Here is a 16987-nt window from a genome sequence, read left to right on the forward strand (position 1 = left end):
GGCCCCACCTGTGCGGGTTTATCCGGTGCGGCCGTACGGCTCGGGGACACGCCACTGTTCGAACGGCCGGTCGAGCGTGTAGCGGCCGTCGGCGCAGATCTCCAGGATCCGGTACTCGGCGTTGCCCGGGTTGGACAGCGACTCGAACTCGGCGACCGACCAGTGGAACCACCGCATACAGAACAGCCGCATGGTCAGCCCGTGCGTCACCAGCAGGACGTTCTCCGGCGAGTCGGGCGTCTCGAAGCTGCGGTGCAGCGACTCCAGGAAGGCCCCGACGCGGTCGTAGACGTCGGCCCCCGACTCGCCTTGCGCAAAGCGGTAGAAGAAGTGCCCGTACGCGTCGCGGTAGGCCTTCTGGAGGCGTACGTCCTCACGGTCCTGCCAGTTCCCCCAGTCCTGCTCGCGCAGCCGGGGCTCCTCGCGTATCCGTACCTGGCCGGGGTCGAGACCGAACGCCTCGAAGGTCTCGTGGGTACGGCGGTAGGGCGAGACGAAGACGCTGACCGGTTCCCGGCCGAACAGTTCGCGCAGCCGCACCCCTGTCTCCTCGGCCTGTCTGCGGCCCTTCTCGGTCAGCCTCAGGGCATGGTCGGGCTCGCGCTCGTACACCGTGTCATCTGCGTTGCCTTCCGACTCGCCGTGCCGGACAAGGACAATGCGCCTCGGTCGTGCCATGACACGACCCTAGATCGCCCGGGTCCCGGCCGTGCGGCCACCCGTCGTTCCGGGCGTCCATCCGGCCCAGCGGGGCGGGTCCGGAACCCCGCTCACACGGTCCAGGAGGGCTCCAGGTCGATGACGTCACCGGTCAGCGCCGCGACGTCGGTGGCCGTCTGGGCACGGAGCGTCAGCCGTTCGATCCGCTCGACGCGGTACTTGCCGTGCTCGGCCGCCGACTGCCACATGGACAGGACGATGAACTCGTGGCCCGGCGCCTCACCGAAGAACCCGCGCACCATCCCGGGCGAGCCGGCCATCGCCGGGTTCCACACCTTCTCCTGCATGAGGGCGAAGTGCTCGACGCGTTCCTCGTGCACCCGGGAGTGCGCCACCCGGACCACGTCCGCGTCACCGAAGCGCGGCTCGAAGCCCGTCTTCACATCGAAGCGGTAGTCGAAGAGCTTGACCTGGATGTCCTTGCACGTCCCGGACTGCGAGGCGGACAGCCGGTCGTGCGAGCGCGCCATGAACGAGTCGTAGAACGCGCGGCTCTCCCAGAACGCGAAGACATGGACGACGCCCGGCCGCGACCTGCTCCATCCCCCGCCCTGCCCCCGGAACCCCGGCTCACCGAGCAAACCCGCCCATTTCCGCTGCCCGCGTTCAAAACCTCGACGGTCGATCACGGTGCAGCGAATCCACTTGACCAGCACCGCGCCATCGTACGGGGCGGGACATGGCACCGGTCACGCCCGGACGGCGCGCGACAGAGACCCCGCTGCGGCGCCGGATCTGTCGAGTATCGGCCAAGGTGGCGTCAACTGGCCAGATGCGACGCCGGGTTGTCGGTGGCGCGGTCTAGCCTTGTGCACAGGTCCGGAGATCCGCACCGGCTCCGAGGAGGGGGAAGACTGGTGAGCAGTTTCAACAGAGGCGTGTCCAAGATCGAGGTCACCCTCAAATGGGATCCCAGCCCCAGGGGCCAGGCCCCCCACGACCTGGATCTCGTCGCCGCGACCTACACGTCGGACGCCCCGGACACCCCGGCCTATCTGGTCCACTTCGGCAGCCGTTCCCCGGACGGCACGATCACGCTGGACCGCGAGAGCCGTACGGGCCAGGGCTTCGGCTCCGACGAGGAGATGACGCTGGAGCTGGACCGCCTGGGAGCGGACTACCGCCGCGTGGTGGTGGGCGTCGCCATCCAGCAGCAGAACGGCCGCCGGACGTTCGGGGAGATCGCCAACGCCTCGGTCCGGCTGGCGGAGGGGTACACGGAGCTGTCGGCGCACGACTTCACGGGCGTGCGCGACGCGACGGCGGCGACGTTCGCCGAGTTCACCCGGGACGGCTCGGGCACCTGGCAGTTCGCCCAGGTCCTGCGCGGCTTCGACACGGACCCGCAGTCCTTCGGCGCCCTGATGGGCACCGCCTGAGGAACACCACTGGGCACCGCCTGAGGGGCGGCGGGCCACTTAGGCCCACCGCCCCTCAGGGTGTTACGGGATCACCGCGCCCACGTGGCGACCGCGTCGCGACGGGATCGGAACGTCACGTCGCGGTCGCCCCCGCGGCTCAGCTGCAGCCGCTGGTGGAGCCGCACCCCTCGCAGATGTAGCAGGACCCGGCCCGCTGCATCTTCGTACCGCAGGAGAAGCAGAGCGGTGCGTCGGCGCTGATGCCGAGCTGCATCTCGACCAGTTCGGCCGAGGTGTGCGCCTCCTTGGGGGCCGGGATCACCGTCGCCTTGGGCGCGGCGGGCGCCGGCTGCGGGGCGGGCGGGGCCGCCAGGCTCTCGCCGCCGAGGAGGCCCTCGGTGCCGGAGTCGTGGGCCGGCTCGTACGAACCGGTGTCCAGGTGACGCTGGCGCTCCTCGGCCGAGTGGATGCCGAGCGCGGAGCGGGTCTCGAAGGGCAGGAAGTCCAGGGCGAGACGGCGGAAGATGTAGTCGACGATCGACTGCGCCATCCGCACGTCCGGGTCGTCCGTCATCCCGGCCGGCTCGAAGCGCATGTTGGTGAACTTGGAGACGTACGTCTCCAGCGGCACGCCGTACTGCAGACCGACCGAGACGGCGATCGAGAAGGCGTCCATCATGCCCGCGAGCGTCGAGCCCTGCTTCGACATCTTGAGGAAGACCTCGCCGAGACCGTCGTCCGGGTAGGAGTTGGCGGTCATGTAGCCTTCGGCGCCGCCCACCGTGAAGGAGGTGGTCAGACCGGGACGGCCCTTGGGGAGGCGCTTGCGGACCGGGCGGTACTCGATGACCTTCTCGACGGCCTCGCGGATGGTCTCCTCGGCCTTCTCCGCGACCTTCTCCTCCTTCTTCTTGGCGGAGAGCGGCTGGCCCACCTTGCAGTTGTCGCGGTAGATCGCGAGCGCCTTGACGCCCATCTTCCACGCCTCGAAGTAGACCTCCTCGACGTCCTCGACGGTGGCGCTCTCCGGCAGGTTCACCGTCTTGGACAGCGCCCCGCTGATCCACGGCTGGATGGCCGCCATCATGCGGACGTGGCCCATCGCGGAGATGGAGCGCTCGCCCATCGCGCAGTCGAAGACCTCGTAGTGCTCGGGCTTCAGGCTGGGCGCGTCGATCACCACGCCGTGCTCGGCGATGTGCTCGACGATCGCCTCGATCTGCTCGCCCTGGTAGCCGAGCCGGCGCAGCGCCTGCGGCACGGTGCCGTTGACGATCTGCATCGAGCCGCCGCCGACCAGCTTCTTGAACTTGACCAGCGCGAGGTCCGGCTCCAGACCCGTGGTGTCGCAGGACATCGCGAGACCGATGGTGCCGGTGGGCGCGATGACCGACGCCTGGGCGTTGCGGAATCCGTTCTTCTCGCCGAGGCGCAGCACGTCCTGCCACGCCTCCGTGGCGGCGGCCCAGACGGGGCTGTCCAGGTCGTCGACGCGGACGGCCGCGCCGTTGGCGTCGGAGTGCTGCTTCATGACGCGCTTGTGCGGCTCGGCGTTGCGGGCGTAGCCCTCGTACGGACCGACGACCGCGGCCAGCTCGGCGGAGCGGCGGTAGGAGGTGCCCGTCATCAGCGAGGTGATGGCGCCGGCCAGGCTGCGGCCGCCGTCGGAGTCGTACGCGTGGCCCGTGGCCATCAGCAGGGCGCCGAGGTTGGCGTAGCCGATGCCGAGCTGACGGAAGGCGCGGGTGTTCTCGCCGATCTTCTGCGTCGGGAAGTCCGCGAAGCAGATGGAGATGTCCATCGCGGTGATGACCAGCTCGACGACCTTGGCGAAGCGCTCGGACTCGAAGGACTGGTTGCCCTTGCCGTCGTCCTTGAGGAACTTCATCAGGTTCAGCGAGGCCAGGTTGCACGAGGTGTTGTCCAGGTGCATGTACTCGCTGCACGGGTTCGAGCCGTTGATCCGGCCGGACTCGGGGCAGGTGTGCCAGTGGTTGATCGTGTCGTCGTACTGGATGCCCGGGTCGGCGCAGGCCCACGCGGCCTCGGCCATCTTGCGGAAGAGGGACTTCGCCTCGACCTCTTCGATGACGTCACCGGTCATCCGGGCGCGCAGCCCGAACTTGCCGCCTGCCTCGACGGCCTTCATGAACTCGTCGTTGACCCGGACGGAGTTGTTGGCGTTCTGGTACTGGACGGACGTGATGTCGTCGCCGCCCAGGTCCATGTCGAAGCCCGCGTCGCGCAGGGCGCGGATCTTCTCCTCCTCCTTCACCTTGGTCTCGATGAAGTCCTCGATGTCGGGGTGGTCGACGTCGAGGATGACCATCTTGGCCGCGCGCCGGGTGGCGCCGCCGGACTTGATCGTTCCGGCGGACGCGTCGGCGCCGCGCATGAAGGAGACGGGACCGGAGGCGTTGCCGCCGGAGGAGAGGAGCTCCTTGGAGGAGCGGATCCGGGAGAGGTTCAGGCCGGCGCCCGATCCCCCCTTGAAGATCATCCCCTCTTCCTTGTACCAGTCGAGGATCGAGTCCATGGAGTCGTCGACGGCCAGGATGAAGCAGGCGGAGACCTGCTGCGGCTGGGGCGTGCCGACGTTGAACCACACGGGCGAGTTGAAGCTGAAGACCTGGTGCAGGAGGGCGTACGCCAGCTCGTGCTCGAAGATCTCGGCGTCGGCGGGCGTCGAGAAGTACTGGTGCTCCTCACCGGCCTTGCGGTACGTCTTCACGATCCGGTCGATGAGCTGCTTGAGCCCGGTCTCGCGCTGCGGGGTGCCGACGGCCCCGCGGAAGTACTTGCTGGTGACGATGTTGACCGCGTTCAACGACCAGAAGTCGGGGAACTCGACGCCACGCTGCTCGAAATTGACCGAGCCGTCGCGCCAATTGGTCATGACGACGTCACGGAGCTCCCAGGCCACCTCGTCGTACGGATGCACGCCGGGGGTGGTGTGGATCCGCTCGATACGCAGCCCCTTGCCGGCCTTGGTCCCCTTGGTGCGGGAACCTCGTGCCGGGCCGCTCGCCGTCTCTGTCATGCCGCCTCCCATATACGTACAAAAACGCCCTGCCGCGCCCTGTTCTTCCCGGGCACGGGAGTGTGTGTCTGATGCCTCGGGCACGCGAACAGCGCACCCGTGACAGGTCTTGGTCGCCGCGGAGCGGCCGGGATCGAGCCGGCCGGTCAGTCCGCTGCGGTGGCGGGCACGGGGACCTCAAGGGTCTCGCCGGTGCCGCATTCCTCCGAGGGAGGCCGCTCGCGCAGTTCCGCGATGGCGGCCTCGAAGTCTTCCAGTGAATCGAACGCCCGGTACACGGACGCGAACCGCAGGTACGCGACGAGGTCGAGTTCCTGCAACGGGCCGAGTATGGCCAGCCCCACGTCGTGGGTGGTCAGCTCGGCGCTGCCGGTGGCGCGCACCGCCTCCTCGACCCGCTGGCCGAGTTTGGCGAGGGCGTCCTCGGTGACCGGACGTCCCTGGCACGCCTTGCGCACGCCGGAGATGACCTTGGTGCGACTGAAGGGTTCGGTGACGCCGCTGCGCTTGATCACCATCAGCGACGCGGTCTCCACCGTCGTGAAACGGCGGGAGCAGTCGGGGCACTGGCGGCGGCGCCGGATGGACGTCCCGTCGTCGGTGGTGCGACTGTCGACGACCCGGCTGTCGGGGTGCCTGCAGAAGGGACAGTGCATGGCTCCCAACCCCTCCTTCACAGCACGACTGAATAGCCCCGACAGGGCCCGTCAGAGCCCCTCGAAGCAACCCCCAGCATAGGCGATGACCTCGGAGCCCGAAGACCCGGGACCACAACTTCTGGGTGGCTGCGACAATCCAACCACTAGATCTGGGGTTTGGTCGCCATCCTAGGCCCCGGCGCGTGTCGCGCGTCAGGGCGGTGCGGCGGGGCCGCGGCGACCGGCCACGAGAGTACGGGAAGGGCGCGGCGCCGGGGATCGCGGGCCATCGGATGCGAGACTGGAGCGGCCCTGCGGGCGTGTCGCCGCTCCCTCGGGAGCAGCCGCGCGAACGGTCCACGGAGGGCCCACGGACGGGTTACGGCGGGGCCCTGGCGGACCTCGGGGCGTCCGGGCGGACCTCGGCGGCATGGCCGGAAACGACCGGCGGGAGGGGGCGCGAGCGAACTCGTACCGCCCGCCTCGCGAGGGCGCCCCACCCGGCCCGCCATCCGGAAGAACCTGCTCATACACCCAGTCGGCCGCCCACGACGGACACTCCGCAATTTTTCACTCGAACGTGTGTTTGGCGCAACCTTTCGAAAGCTACTACCGTTGTCCAGCTAGGGAGAACATTTCGAGAGGGGCCACCGTGACCACCACCGCAGACAGTGCCACCATCACTGCCCAGGACCGCTCCCAGGGCCGACTCGATCCGGTGCATGCCATGAATGTGAATGACACAGCCACGAACCCGGAGGGCGCCAAGCCCACCCGTTCGATGCCCGGCCGACCTCCAGGGATCAGGGCGGACAGCTCGGGCCTCACGGACCGGCAGCGCAGGGTGATCGAGGTCATCCGTGACTCCGTGCAGCGGCGGGGGTACCCGCCCTCGATGCGGGAGATCGGCCAGGCCGTGGGGCTCTCCAGCACCTCGTCGGTGGCGCACCAGCTCATGGCCCTGGAGCGCAAGGGCTTCCTGCGCCGCGACCCGCACCGGCCGAGGGCGTACGAGGTCCGGGGGTCGGACCAGCCGAGCACACAGCAGACGGACACGACGGGCAAGCCCGCCGCCTCGTACGTCCCGCTGGTCGGCCGGATCGCCGCCGGCGGGCCGATCCTCGCCGAGGAGTCCGTCGAGGACGTCTTCCCGCTCCCCCGCCAACTGGTCGGCGACGGCGAGCTGTTCGTACTGAAGGTCGTCGGTGACTCGATGATCGAGGCGGCGATCTGCGACGGCGACTGGGTGACGGTCCGCCGCCAGCCCGTCGCGGAGAACGGCGACATCGTGGCCGCGATGCTGGACGGCGAGGCCACGGTCAAGCGCTTCCGCCGCGAGGACGGCCATGTCTGGCTGCTCCCGCACAACGCGGCGTACCAGCCGATCCCCGGTGACGAGGCGACCATCCTCGGCAAGGTGGTCGCCGTCCTGCGCCGGGTCTGAGCCGGGTCTGAGCCGAGTTAGAAGGACGACCTGCCACATCGGCCGCGACCAGTCATAGCGCGCCCCGACCGGCCGCACCGGGTCGGACCATCCGCGCCGGGCCCCGCCGGGCACGGCGACGTACGGGGCCGCCCGGACCGCGCCGTTCCTGCGGCCGGTACGGTCCGTGGCACAGCGGGATCCGGTTGCGGTACACGCCGACCACTCGTGTACCGCAACGGCGTGGGGAGGCTACCGCCCGTCCGCGCGGGCGGCCTCGTCGATCTTCGCCAGCGACCGCCGCACCTGATTGCGGTCCGTGGTGTACCAGAAATCGGGCAGCGAGGCCCGCAGAAAGCTGCCGTACCGGGCATTGGCCAGCCTCGGGTCGAGGACGGCGACCACGCCCCGGTCCCCCGTCGCCCTGACCAGACGGCCGGCGCCCTGGGCCATCAGCAGAGCGGCATGCGTGGCGGCCACAGCCATGAAGCCATTGCCGCCGCCCTCCTCCACGGCCTTCTGCCGCGCACTCATCAGCGGATCGTCCGGGCGCGGGAACGGGATCCGGTCCATCACCACGAGCTGGGAGCTGGGCCCCGGCACATCGACGCCCTGCCACAGCGACAGCGTGCCGAAGAGACAGGTCTTCGGATCGGCGGCGAACGTCTTGATCAGCTCACCCAGCGTCTCCTCGCCCTGGAGCAGGATCGGCACGTCCAGCCGGCTCCGCAGCTCCTCGGCCGCCGCCTGGGCCCCCCGCATGGACGAGAAGAGCCCCAGCGTCCGCCCGCCCGCGGCCTCCACCAGCTCCGCCAGCTCGTCCATCATGTCGCCGCGCGTCCCCTCCCGCCCCGGCGGCGAGAGATGGCGCGCAACATAGAGAATGCCCTGCTTGCGGTAGTCGAAGGGCGAGCCGACGTCGATGCCCTTCCACTGCGGGACGTCGTCGCCCTCCGTGCCCTCCGGTGCCAGACCCAGCGACGCGCCCACCCCGTTGAAGTCACCGCCGAGCTTGAGTGTGGCGGAGGTGAGCACCACCGAACGGTCGGTGAACAGCTTCTCCCGCAGCAGCCCCGACACGGAGAGCGGGGCGACCCGCAGGGACGCGCCGAACCGGTCGTGCCGCTCGTACCAGACGACGTCCCATTCGGAGCCGTTGGCGATCCGCTCCGCCACCCCGTGGACGGACTCCACCGACGCGAGCGCCTGCTTCCGTACGACGTCCTCGTCCTGCACGGACTTGTCGCGCGTCGCGCCGATCGCCGAGATGACCGTGCGCGCCGCGTCCCGCAGCGCCATCAGCGCGAAGCCGAGATCCTCGGGGATCTCCTCCAGACGGCCCGGGAGGGCCAGCTCCATCAGCCGCTCGAAGGTCTCGGCCGCCGTCTGGAGGGCGTCCGCCGCCTTCTCGTTCACCAGCTTCGCCGAGCGGCGTACCGCGCGGTTGACCTGCCCCGGGGTCAGCTCCCCCGTGGCCACTCCGGTGACCCGGGAGACCAGCTCATGGGCCTCGTCCACGATCAGCACCTCGTGCTGCGGAAGCACCGGGGCGCCCTCGATCGCGTCGATCGCCAGCAGCGCGTGGTTGGTCACCACGACATCGGCGAGCTTGGCCCGCTCCCGCGCCAGCTCGGCGAAACACTCCGCGCCGTACGCGCACTTCGACGCGGACAGGCACTCCCGGGAGGAGACGGAGACCTGGGACCAGGCGCGGTCGGAGACGCCCGGGGTCAGGTCGTCCCGGTCGCCCGTCTCCGTCTCGTCGGCCCAGTCCCGCATCCGCAGCAGGTCCTGGCCCAGCCTGCTGGTCGGCGCGGCGGCCTCGAACTGGTCGAAGAGGCCGTCCTCCTCGTCCTGCGGCACGCCCTCGTGCAGCCGGTGCAGACAGAGGTAGTTGGAGCGCCCCTTGAGCATGGCGAACTCCGGCCGGCGGCGCAGCAGCGGGTGCAGCGCGTCGACCGTCCGCGGCAGATCGCGCTCCACGAGCTGGCGCTGGAGGGCCAGCGTCGCCGTGGCCACCACGACCCGCTCTCCGTGGGCCAGGGCCGGCACCAGATAGCCCAAGGACTTTCCGGTGCCGGTACCGGCCTGGACGAGCAGGTGGGAGGGGTCGTCGATGGCATGGGCGACGGCCTCGGCCATGGTGACCTGGCCTGGCCGTTCCACGCCGCCGACGGAGCTGACGGCGGCGTGGAGGAGCTCGGGGAGTGATGGCTTCGTCATAGCCCGACCACCCTACGGGGCACCACCGACAACGACGCTCAATCGCTCGGCTGTACGACGGCGAGCGGATTGGGCACCGTACCGTGCACAGCGGCGTGCGGCCGGTCGGAGCGGTCCCGGTAACCGTCGAGATGCAGCCGGTTACGGTTGAGGCAGAGACGCTCGATACGCGGCGTGAGCAGGTCGAATGTCTCGAAGCGCTCCTTCAGCTCCGGGAACCTGGCCTGGTGGCGCAGGATCTCCGCCCGGACGAGGGACCAGAACACGTCCTCCGGCACGTCCAGTTGGTCGGCGCACAGCGGCGCCAAGTAGCGGAAGACGCCGACGAAGAGCCCTGAATGGATGAACTGCGGCAGAAAGCCGGGCTCCTCCGTGAGAAGCGTGGCCTTCACGTCGTCGGGCATCGCGTCGTGCTCGGGCAGCGGCCGGGCGCTGAGGTTCACGTCGTCGACGAAGTCCTTCATGGCGAGCCGTACGGGCACGTCCTGGTCGTCGAAGACGACGATGGCGTTCTCGCCGTGCGGGGAGAAGACCGTCCCGTACCGGTAGAGGAAGTGCAGCAGCGCGGGGAGCAACGCTCCGAAGAGGCGGCGCAGCCACTCCTCGGCGGTGAGCCCGGAGCGCGCGACCAGTTCGGCGGTGAACGCGCGGCCCGCCGGATCCGTATGGATGAGCGAGGCGAGCGTACGGGCGCGTTCGCCCGGGGCCAGCTGGGTCTGGAGGGGCTCACGCCAGATCGTACCGAGCAGTTCCTTGTACTGGTACGGGACTTCGGGGAGGTGGTCGTAGAGAGGGTGCTCGACGGTCACGGAGGCGACCTCGCCGAGGAGGATCACCCGGCACTCGTCGCGGAGGAACGGGTCCGCGTCGCGTACGCCGTGCATCCACGCGGTGACGGCGGGGGCGGCCAGGGTGCGTTCGGTGGGCAGTCCGCGCCAGACGAGGGTGTTGAGGATGGAGAGCGGCAGCTTGACCGTGTGCCGGTCGGGGCGCCGGACGTTGAGGAACGTACGGATCGACTGCTGCGGCAGCCGGAGATCGCCGTCGGTGGGGAGCGGGACGATCGCTCCCCCGGCTATGGCGGGCGCGTAGAGCTGGAGCAGCACCTCGTCCCACTGCCAGGGGTGGACCGGGAGGTAGAGGTAGGCGGCGGGGTCGAGGCCGCGGTCCCTGAGCACGGTGCCGAAGCGCTCGCGCACGTCGTCGTCGAGTTCGCCCGCGTAGAGCTGTTCCGGGGTGGCGAGCGAGGCGACGCCCCGGTAGGTGGCGAGGGTGGTGGAGACCGCGATCCAGGGGAGGGTGGCCGGGGTGCGGCCCTCGGGGGCCCAGCGGTCCGCGTCGGTGGCGGAGAATCCGACGCGGCCCTTGTTGAGAACGATCCAAGGGTGGCCGGTCTGGTGCCCCTCCAGCTCCGCGTAGCCGAGGTCGGCGAGTTCCGCGGCGCTCAGGGCGGTGTGGTCGAGCTTGGCGTCGGCGGCGAGCGTGGTGGTGAGTTCCCGCACGAGATGGCCGAGGGTGGTGCCGTCCAGCCCGAGCAGCCGCCGCGCCAGCAGCAGGAAGCGCAGGGGGTCGGTGAGGGGCCGGTCGTCGCAGCGTACGGAGCCGGGGTCGACGCGCCAGTGGCCGTACGCGCCGCGCTCGGCCCGGAAGGTGAGCGTCTCGCCGCCGTCGAGGGTGAGGGCGTGGTGGCCGGGGCCTGTCCCGGGGCCGGGGGCCGGTACGGGCTCGGGCTCGATGATCCCCTCGTACGCGAACTCCCCGAGCGTCTTGGCGAGCAGGCGTCCGGCGGCGCGCTCCCACGCGGCCGGGTTCAGCTCGGGCGGGGAGAAGAGCGGAGTGGGCGTGGCTATGGAGGGGTCGGACGGGGCGGGGGTGGAGGAGGCGGGCGATGCGGGGGAAGCAGGGGAGGTCGGCACGGAAACTCCTCGGGAGGGAACCGATGGGGTGGGAGCGGGACGTACGGGGTGAGCGGGGTGGGCCGCGGGAGCGGACCGGAGGGGAGGTACGGGGCCGGTGGAACGGAGGGTCGTTCACAGGAGGTCGCGCAGGGCGCGGTCGCGGACCATGAGGGCGGCGCGTTTGTCGGGCAGGTCGATCTCCGCGGCGAAGCGGAAGCCGGCGCTGAGGAACGCGGAGACGGAGGGGGTGTTGCGCAGATCGGGTTCGGCGACGACCCGCGTGCAGTGGGGCCGGTGGTCGAGGACCAGATCGGCGACGGCCCGCAGCAGGAGGGTGCCGACCCCGCGGCCGCGGTTCGCGCCTCCACCGAGCAGCAGATGGATTCCGGTGTCGTGGGGGCGCGCGGCGTAGTGGCGCGCGAGGGGGTCGAGGTCGGCGCGGTACAGCTCCCAGTAGCTCATGGGGACCCCGTCGAGCACGCCGAGGAAGGGGGTGGTGCGTCCGTCGCCGTCGATCTGGGGCCGCATATGGGCCTCGGTGATGGATTCCGGGCCGGCGAGGTGCCAGAACTCGGCGACTGCCGGATCGTTCATCCACCCGCTGACCAGGGCGAGATCCCGCTCCATCCGGACCGGGACGAGTTGGAGGACCCCGGCGGCGGTGGCGGTGGATCCCCACCGCGCCGGGGTGTCGAGCAGCTCACCGGTGGGATCGTCGCCGGACGGCGGGGGTACGGCCCCGCGCGGGGGTGACCCGGGGCCGGTTCCGGTGTCGGTGCTCGCTTCGGTGGAAGGCACAGTGGCGCTCTCCTCTCAGCAGTTCTGACGGTTCCTCATGTTCCATCACGCACGCAGGGGGTTGGTGAGGGTGACGTAGACGGACTGGGTGTCCACCGGTCCGACGAGTTCGTCCAGTCCGTGCAGCCGGGTGAGCAGATTGGCCTTGCAGCGCAGCGTGGTGCTCTCCAGGAGCAGGCCGGGCAGGGACGAGCCGAGGTCCGCCGCGCCGGCCAGGAAGCGCCGGAGGGCCGCGATGAGGACGCGTTCGTCGGCGAGGCCCTGGGAGCCGAACGCGCCGATCAGGCCGAGGACGTTGTTGATGCCGAGGTAGTAGGCGAAGCGTTCGTCGGTGACGGCGTCGGAGACGAACGTATCGCTGACGGATCCGATGCCGGGGAGCCTGCGCTCCAGCGCGGCGCGGTGGGACTCGCGGAAGTAGTAGCCCTGGTTGTCGCGGTAGCGTCCGCCGACGGGCCAGCCCGCGGGGTCGAGGATGACCAGCGTGTTCTGCTGGTGCGCCTCCAGGGCGATGCCGGCCGTGCCGTCCAGCCAGAGCACGGGGCGTACGACCTGGTCCAGGTAGCGCAGGAACCACTCGGTGGCGACCGCGCCCTCGGGGCGGCCGGTGCGTGCCGCGAGCCCGGAGACGATCTCGGCCAGGCGCGAGGACGTCCCGGTACGGCCGGGGTACGGGCGCGGCGCGGTCAGCCCGGCGATGCAGACGGCGTCGTCCGCCGGTCCGAACGGGTTGTGGCGCAGCATGACGTCGAGTCCGGTGACGGGTTCGCCGTCGGTGGTGTCCACGGCGAGCCAGGCGGGGTCGCGGACGATGTCGAAGCCGGGGTGCGCGGCCCCCCACTCCTTGCCGAGGCCGCTGCGGAGGAGCCGGTGGACCTCGACGCCGCGGTGGAGTTCCTTGCGGAGGTTCTCGCGGCGGGAGTTGGTGATGCGTACGCCGAGGGAGAGCTTGAGCATCGCGGGGGCGCCGGGGCGGTGCACCGTGCGGATGGAGGAGGTGGGGTGCCAGGGGTCTCCCTGGGGCCCGAGGTCGTGCAGGAGACCGGCGTCGAGGAGGCGCCGTACTTCGGGACGGTGGGTCAGGTCCCGGGCCTGCCAGGGGTGCAGGGGCAGCGCGACGGTGTGGTCGGGCAGGGGGTGGTCGCCGAGGAGCCGGCCCGTGAGCACTTCGGCGGGGAGCACCCGGCCCTGTTCGGTCCAGGCCGAGTCGGTGGCGAGTACGGAGCGGTCGACGGCCATCCAGTGGAGCGGGAAGGAGCCGCGCAGTTCGGGCGAGTAGAGCCGGGCCTCGGCCTCGGAGAGCCCTTCCCTGCTCTTGGGCGTGGGGTGCAGGGGGTGTCCGAGGAGCAGGGACTGCTCGGCGGTGAGGAACAGGTCGGCCCCGGCGGCGGGTTCGGGGTGCGCGCGCCGGTCGGCGAGGAAGTCGGCGGTGTGGCCGAGGGAGTTGGCGACCCGGCCCACCAGGTCGGCGCCCTGGTAGCGGCCCGACTCTCGGCCGAGGAGCGCGGCCACGGTGACGGCCTCGGCGGCGGGCGCGTCCTGCGGGCCGCCCTCCAGGAAGGGCATCCCGAAGCGGTGCCAGCCCGTCGCGGACCAGTGGCGCACGGGGACGAGGAGGGCGGTGCCGCTGGCGTCGAGCGGGACGCGCAGCACCGTACCGTCGGGGCGGGGCAGTCCGGCCTCCCGGACCCAGCAGCGCAGCAGGTTCTCGGTGGCCGCAGCGTCGGCGGCCTTCCTCGGGTCGGGGTGGTCGAGGTGGTCGGTGTACGTGACGGCCGCGGCGGGGCCCGACGGGGCGGCGGGGCCGGGGAGTTGCCCGTCGGTTCCCCCCGCGGCCTGCCGTGGCACCGTGACCGACTCCGCGGTGGTGGGAGGGCCGTCGGCCTCGGGCGCGTCGGGTGAGGGAGTGGTGTTCACGGAGGGCTTCCTTGTGAGGGGTCGGGGTCAGCGGGACAGGCCGGCTTCTTTTCGGCGGGGTCCGGCCGATGCCGCGCGGGGCGCCGCCGCCGCTTCGGGGGGCGCGTCGGGTCCGGACAGGGCGAGGGCGGCGTCGAGCGCGTCGGCGAAGCGGTCGAGGACCGCGTCGGCCTGTTCGTCGGTGAGGGTGAGCGGTGGCAGCAGCCGTACCACGGACGCCCGGTGCCCGCCGAGTCCGACGATGAGGCCGCGACGGAGACACTCCTGCTGGACGGCGGCCGCGAGTGCGGGGGCCGGCGGGGCAGGATCGCCGGCTGCCGGGGCGACGAGTTCCACACCGATCATGAGACCACGTCCGCGGACGCCGCCGACGCGCGGGTGGTGGAGGGCCAACTCCCCGAGCTTTCCCAGCAGGTGCGTGCCGAGCGCCGCGGCGCGCTCGGCGAGCCGGTGCTCCCGTACGTACGCGAGGGTGGCCGCGCCCGCCGCCATGGCGAGCTGGTTGCCGCGGAAGGCGTCCGCCCGGCCGTCCGGCAACGGCCCGTCCAGATCCGGGTGGTGGACGATCACGGAGAGCGGGAGGGAGCCGCCGATCGCCTGGGAGAGCACCATGACGTCGGGGGTGATCCCGCTGTGTTCCACGGCCCAGAACGCGCCGGTGCGTCCCACGCCCGTCCTGGTCTCGTCGGCGATCAGGGCGATGGAGCGGTCCGCGGTGATCCGGCGGATCGCGCGCAGCCACGCGTCGGGCGCGGGGATCACCCCGCCCTCGTCCTGGACCGGTTCGAGGAGCAGCGCGGCGGGGACGGTCCGCCCTCCCCCGCCGCCCCCGCCCTCGGACAGCTCGGCGGTCCACGCGTCGTGGCCGGTCCCGGTGAAGGTGAGCGCCCTGTCCCGGCCGGTGGCGGTACGGGCGAGGGCGAGCGCGCTCCCGACGGCGTCGGCGGCCGTGGGGCCGCAGAACCGGACCCGGGCGCCGGCGGCGAATCCGGCCGGCAGCGTGGCGAGGAGTTCGGCGGTGAAGGCGTCCTCGACGGGGGTGGCCAGATCGGGGACGTGCAGCGGCGCCCCGGAGTCCAGGACCTTCCTGATGGCCTCCAGGACGACCGGGTGGTTGTGTCCCAGGGCGAGGGTGCCCGCCCCGGACAGGCAGTCCAGATACCGCCGGCCGTCGGCCCCCTCGATCGTCAGCCCCCGGGCGCGTACGGGGACGACGGGCAGGGAGCGCGCGTAGGTACGGGCGGACGGTTCGCGCGGGGTCTGGCGCCGCAGGATGCCCGCGTGGGCGACGGTCGGCGCGTCCGGAGCCAGTTCGGTGACGGCCACAGCGTTCGGTCCTCCCGTAGGCATCGTTCGGTCCCCCGTCAGTACGGCGCCCGCTTCCCGATTGTTCGACGGCGCACCGCGGCCCGGGGCCCGTCGTACGTACCAACGACGTGCCGCGCGCGGGATCACGGGCAGCGAAAAGATCGTTGCGCCCGCGTTCGTGACGCTCCGTCCGGCGCTGTCGCGCGGGAACCGCGGACCTGCCCGACGCCGTCCCCAACGGCACCGGCATAGTGGGGGCTCGTCCCGGCTCCGGTCGCCGTCGCCGGGTGCACCGCATGTCTTCGTCTGTTCAGAACTGTCCAGAAGTACCAGGGGGATATCTCCATGCGATTCATACGTCCGACGCTCGCCGCCCGTCGCGGAAGGAGCACGCGGCGCAGATCCTCCCCCGCTCTCGCCGCCGTGTCCCTCGCCGCGGCCCTCGCGCTGACGGCCACGGGCTGCGGCCCCGACGAGGACCAGGCCGCCGCGGAGGCGAGCAAGTCCGCCGCGGCCGCCTCCGACGGCAAGATCACGATTCCTGACGATCTCAAGGACCGGCTCAAGGAGCACGGGATCGACATGGACAAGTGGCGGGGCGGTGAGTGGAAGAACTGGGACCGCGAGACCTGGCTGCGTGAGGCCAAGGACTTCGTCAACCCGATCATCGAGGGCCTGTGGGACCCGGACCGGATGCGCGACGCGGAGAAGCCGCCGGAGAAGTCCGTGGACGACCAGGACATCTCCGGGGACACCGGCGTCACCGACCCGGAGCCGGCGCCGGTGACCGCGCGGGCGGTCGGCGCGCCGTACGGCGAGAGCGTGCCGCAGGCGGGCAAGTTGTTCTTCGACGGGCCTGAGGGCTCGATGGTCTGCTCGGCGACCGTGGTCGAGGACCCGGCGAACCCCGGCAAGTCCAACATGGTCTGGACGGCCGGTCACTGCGTGCACTCCGGCAAGAGCGGCGGCTGGTACCGGAACATCGCCTTCGTGCCCTCGTACAACGACAGCGCGCTGTCGACGGCGGAGCTGGAGACCGCGTCCAAGGAGCGGATCGCGCCGCACGGCGTGTGGTGGGCCGACTGGGCGCAGACCTCCGCGCAGTGGATCGCCCAGGGCGGTCCGACCGGCGGGCAGGGCGCTTCGTACGACTTCGCGGTCATCCATGTCACCCCGGAGAAGGGCGGCGCGGGCACGTCCCTGGAGGAGACCGTCGGTTCGGCGCTGCCGGTGGAGTTCAACGCCCCGGCTACCCCGGACATCAAGTCCATGACGGCGACCGGCTATCCGGCGGCGCCGCCGTACGACGGCCAGAAGCTCTTCCAGTGCGAGGACAAGCCGGGCCGGCTGTCGCTGGCGGCCGAGGATCCGACGATGTACCGCGTGGGCTGCACCATGACCGGCGGTTCTTCGGGCGGCGGCTGGGTGGCGGCGGGACGGGACGGCAAGCCGGCCCTGGTCTCCAACACCTCCATCGGCCCGGTCACGGCGGGCTGGCTGGCGGGGCCGCGTCTGGGCGACGCGGCCAAGAGCGTCTTCGACGGCGTCAGCGAGAAGTTCGCCGGCCGGTGAGCCGTCGCGGGGGGGGGGCGGGGGGGGGGGCCGCGCGCGCGGGGGGGCGCGGGGGCGCGGGGGGGGGGGGGCGGGGGCGGGCCCCCGCC

Annotated in this window: 12 protein-coding genes; 3 read left to right on the forward strand and 9 right to left on the reverse strand. The window is 71.4% G+C overall.

All coding sequences use genetic code 11. From position 1 onward, the window contains the following. Positions 1 to 18: 18 nt before the first annotated feature. Complete coding sequence (locus ACFXPK_RS24760; protein WP_384995517.1) at positions 19 to 678, reverse strand: histidine phosphatase family protein; 660 nt, start codon at positions 676 to 678, stop codon at positions 19 to 21. Between the two features lie 92 nt (positions 679 to 770). Beyond that, positions 771 to 1376, reverse strand: coding sequence for a YdbC family protein (locus tag ACFXPK_RS24765; protein WP_385078692.1), 606 nt, complete (start codon positions 1374 to 1376; stop codon positions 771 to 773). A 201-nt stretch (positions 1377 to 1577) separates the two neighbouring features. On the opposite strand from ACFXPK_RS24765, the gene ACFXPK_RS24770 reads away from it, so the two are divergent. Beyond that, positions 1578 to 2099, forward strand: a complete 522-nt coding sequence (locus tag ACFXPK_RS24770; protein ID WP_385078694.1) for a TerD family protein — start codon at positions 1578 to 1580, stop codon at positions 2097 to 2099. A gap of 139 nt (positions 2100 to 2238) precedes the next feature. On the opposite strand, the gene ACFXPK_RS24775 is transcribed toward ACFXPK_RS24770, so the two are convergent. Further along, the gene (locus ACFXPK_RS24775; RefSeq protein WP_384995507.1) at positions 2239 to 5121 is read right to left on the reverse strand and encodes a vitamin B12-dependent ribonucleotide reductase; all 2883 of its coding nucleotides are present in this window, start codon (positions 5119 to 5121) and stop codon (positions 2239 to 2241) included. Between the two features lie 146 nt (positions 5122 to 5267). After that, on the reverse strand, positions 5268 to 5777 hold the full coding sequence (nrdR, locus tag ACFXPK_RS24780) for a transcriptional regulator NrdR (protein ID WP_384995505.1): 510 nt from the start codon (positions 5775 to 5777) through the stop codon (positions 5268 to 5270). A 634-nt stretch (positions 5778 to 6411) separates the two neighbouring features. Between nrdR and lexA the strand changes: the two genes are divergently transcribed. Beyond that, entirely contained in the window at positions 6412 to 7203 is a 792-nt protein-coding gene (gene lexA, locus ACFXPK_RS24785) for a transcriptional repressor LexA (RefSeq protein WP_384995502.1), read from the forward strand. A gap of 231 nt (positions 7204 to 7434) precedes the next feature. Here lexA and ACFXPK_RS24790 read toward each other — a convergent pair whose 3' ends face one another. The 5 genes from ACFXPK_RS24790 to ACFXPK_RS24810 form a co-directional block, all read right to left on the reverse strand. Then, a complete protein-coding gene (locus ACFXPK_RS24790) occupies positions 7435 to 9405 on the reverse strand; it encodes an ATP-dependent DNA helicase (RefSeq protein ID WP_385078698.1) in 1971 nt (656 codons plus the stop codon). 38 nt (positions 9406 to 9443) lie between these two features. Further along, entirely contained in the window at positions 9444 to 11321 is a 1878-nt protein-coding gene (locus ACFXPK_RS24795; RefSeq protein ID WP_385078701.1) for an IucA/IucC family protein, read from the reverse strand. A gap of 114 nt (positions 11322 to 11435) precedes the next feature. Then, positions 11436 to 12101, reverse strand: coding sequence for a GNAT family N-acetyltransferase (locus ACFXPK_RS24800; RefSeq protein WP_385078704.1), 666 nt, complete (start codon positions 12099 to 12101; stop codon positions 11436 to 11438). Positions 12102 to 12146: 45 nt separating this feature from the next. Beyond that, positions 12147 to 14018 carry an IucA/IucC family protein gene (locus ACFXPK_RS24805; protein ID WP_385078707.1) on the reverse strand — a complete coding sequence of 624 codons (1872 nt, stop codon included), beginning with the start codon at positions 14016 to 14018 and terminating at the stop codon, positions 12147 to 12149. A gap of 27 nt (positions 14019 to 14045) precedes the next feature. After that, on the reverse strand, positions 14046 to 15344 hold the full coding sequence (locus ACFXPK_RS24810; RefSeq protein WP_385078709.1) for an aminotransferase class III-fold pyridoxal phosphate-dependent enzyme: 1299 nt from the start codon (positions 15342 to 15344) through the stop codon (positions 14046 to 14048). A gap of 327 nt (positions 15345 to 15671) precedes the next feature. Here ACFXPK_RS24810 and ACFXPK_RS24815 point away from each other — a divergent pair, with 327 nt between their 5' ends. Then, positions 15672 to 16898 carry a trypsin-like serine peptidase gene (locus ACFXPK_RS24815; RefSeq protein ID WP_384995488.1) on the forward strand — a complete coding sequence of 409 codons (1227 nt, stop codon included), beginning with the start codon at positions 15672 to 15674 and terminating at the stop codon, positions 16896 to 16898. The last annotated feature ends 89 nt before the right edge of the window (positions 16899 to 16987 follow it).

The organism is Streptomyces sp. NPDC059142, assembly GCF_042755665.1.
In the GTDB taxonomy this organism is placed as follows: domain Bacteria; phylum Actinomycetota; class Actinomycetes; order Streptomycetales; family Streptomycetaceae; genus Streptomyces.

Bases quoted from the DNA above. Each gene is read 5' to 3' on its own strand.
- ACFXPK_RS24775 (WP_384995507.1), bottom strand. From the start codon at position 5,121: ATGACAGAGACGGCGAGCGGCCCGGCACGAGGTTCCCGCACCAAGGGG.
- ACFXPK_RS24815 (WP_384995488.1), top strand. From the start codon at position 15,672: ATGCGATTCATACGTCCGACGCTCGCCGCCCGTCGCGGAAGGAGCACG.
- ACFXPK_RS24790 (WP_385078698.1), bottom strand. From the start codon at position 9,405: ATGACGAAGCCATCACTCCCCGAGCTCCTCCACGCCGCCGTCAGCTCC.
- ACFXPK_RS24760 (WP_384995517.1), bottom strand. From the start codon at position 678: ATGGCACGACCGAGGCGCATTGTCCTTGTCCGGCACGGCGAGTCGGAA.
- nrdR (WP_384995505.1), bottom strand. From the start codon at position 5,777: ATGCACTGTCCCTTCTGCAGGCACCCCGACAGCCGGGTCGTCGACAGT.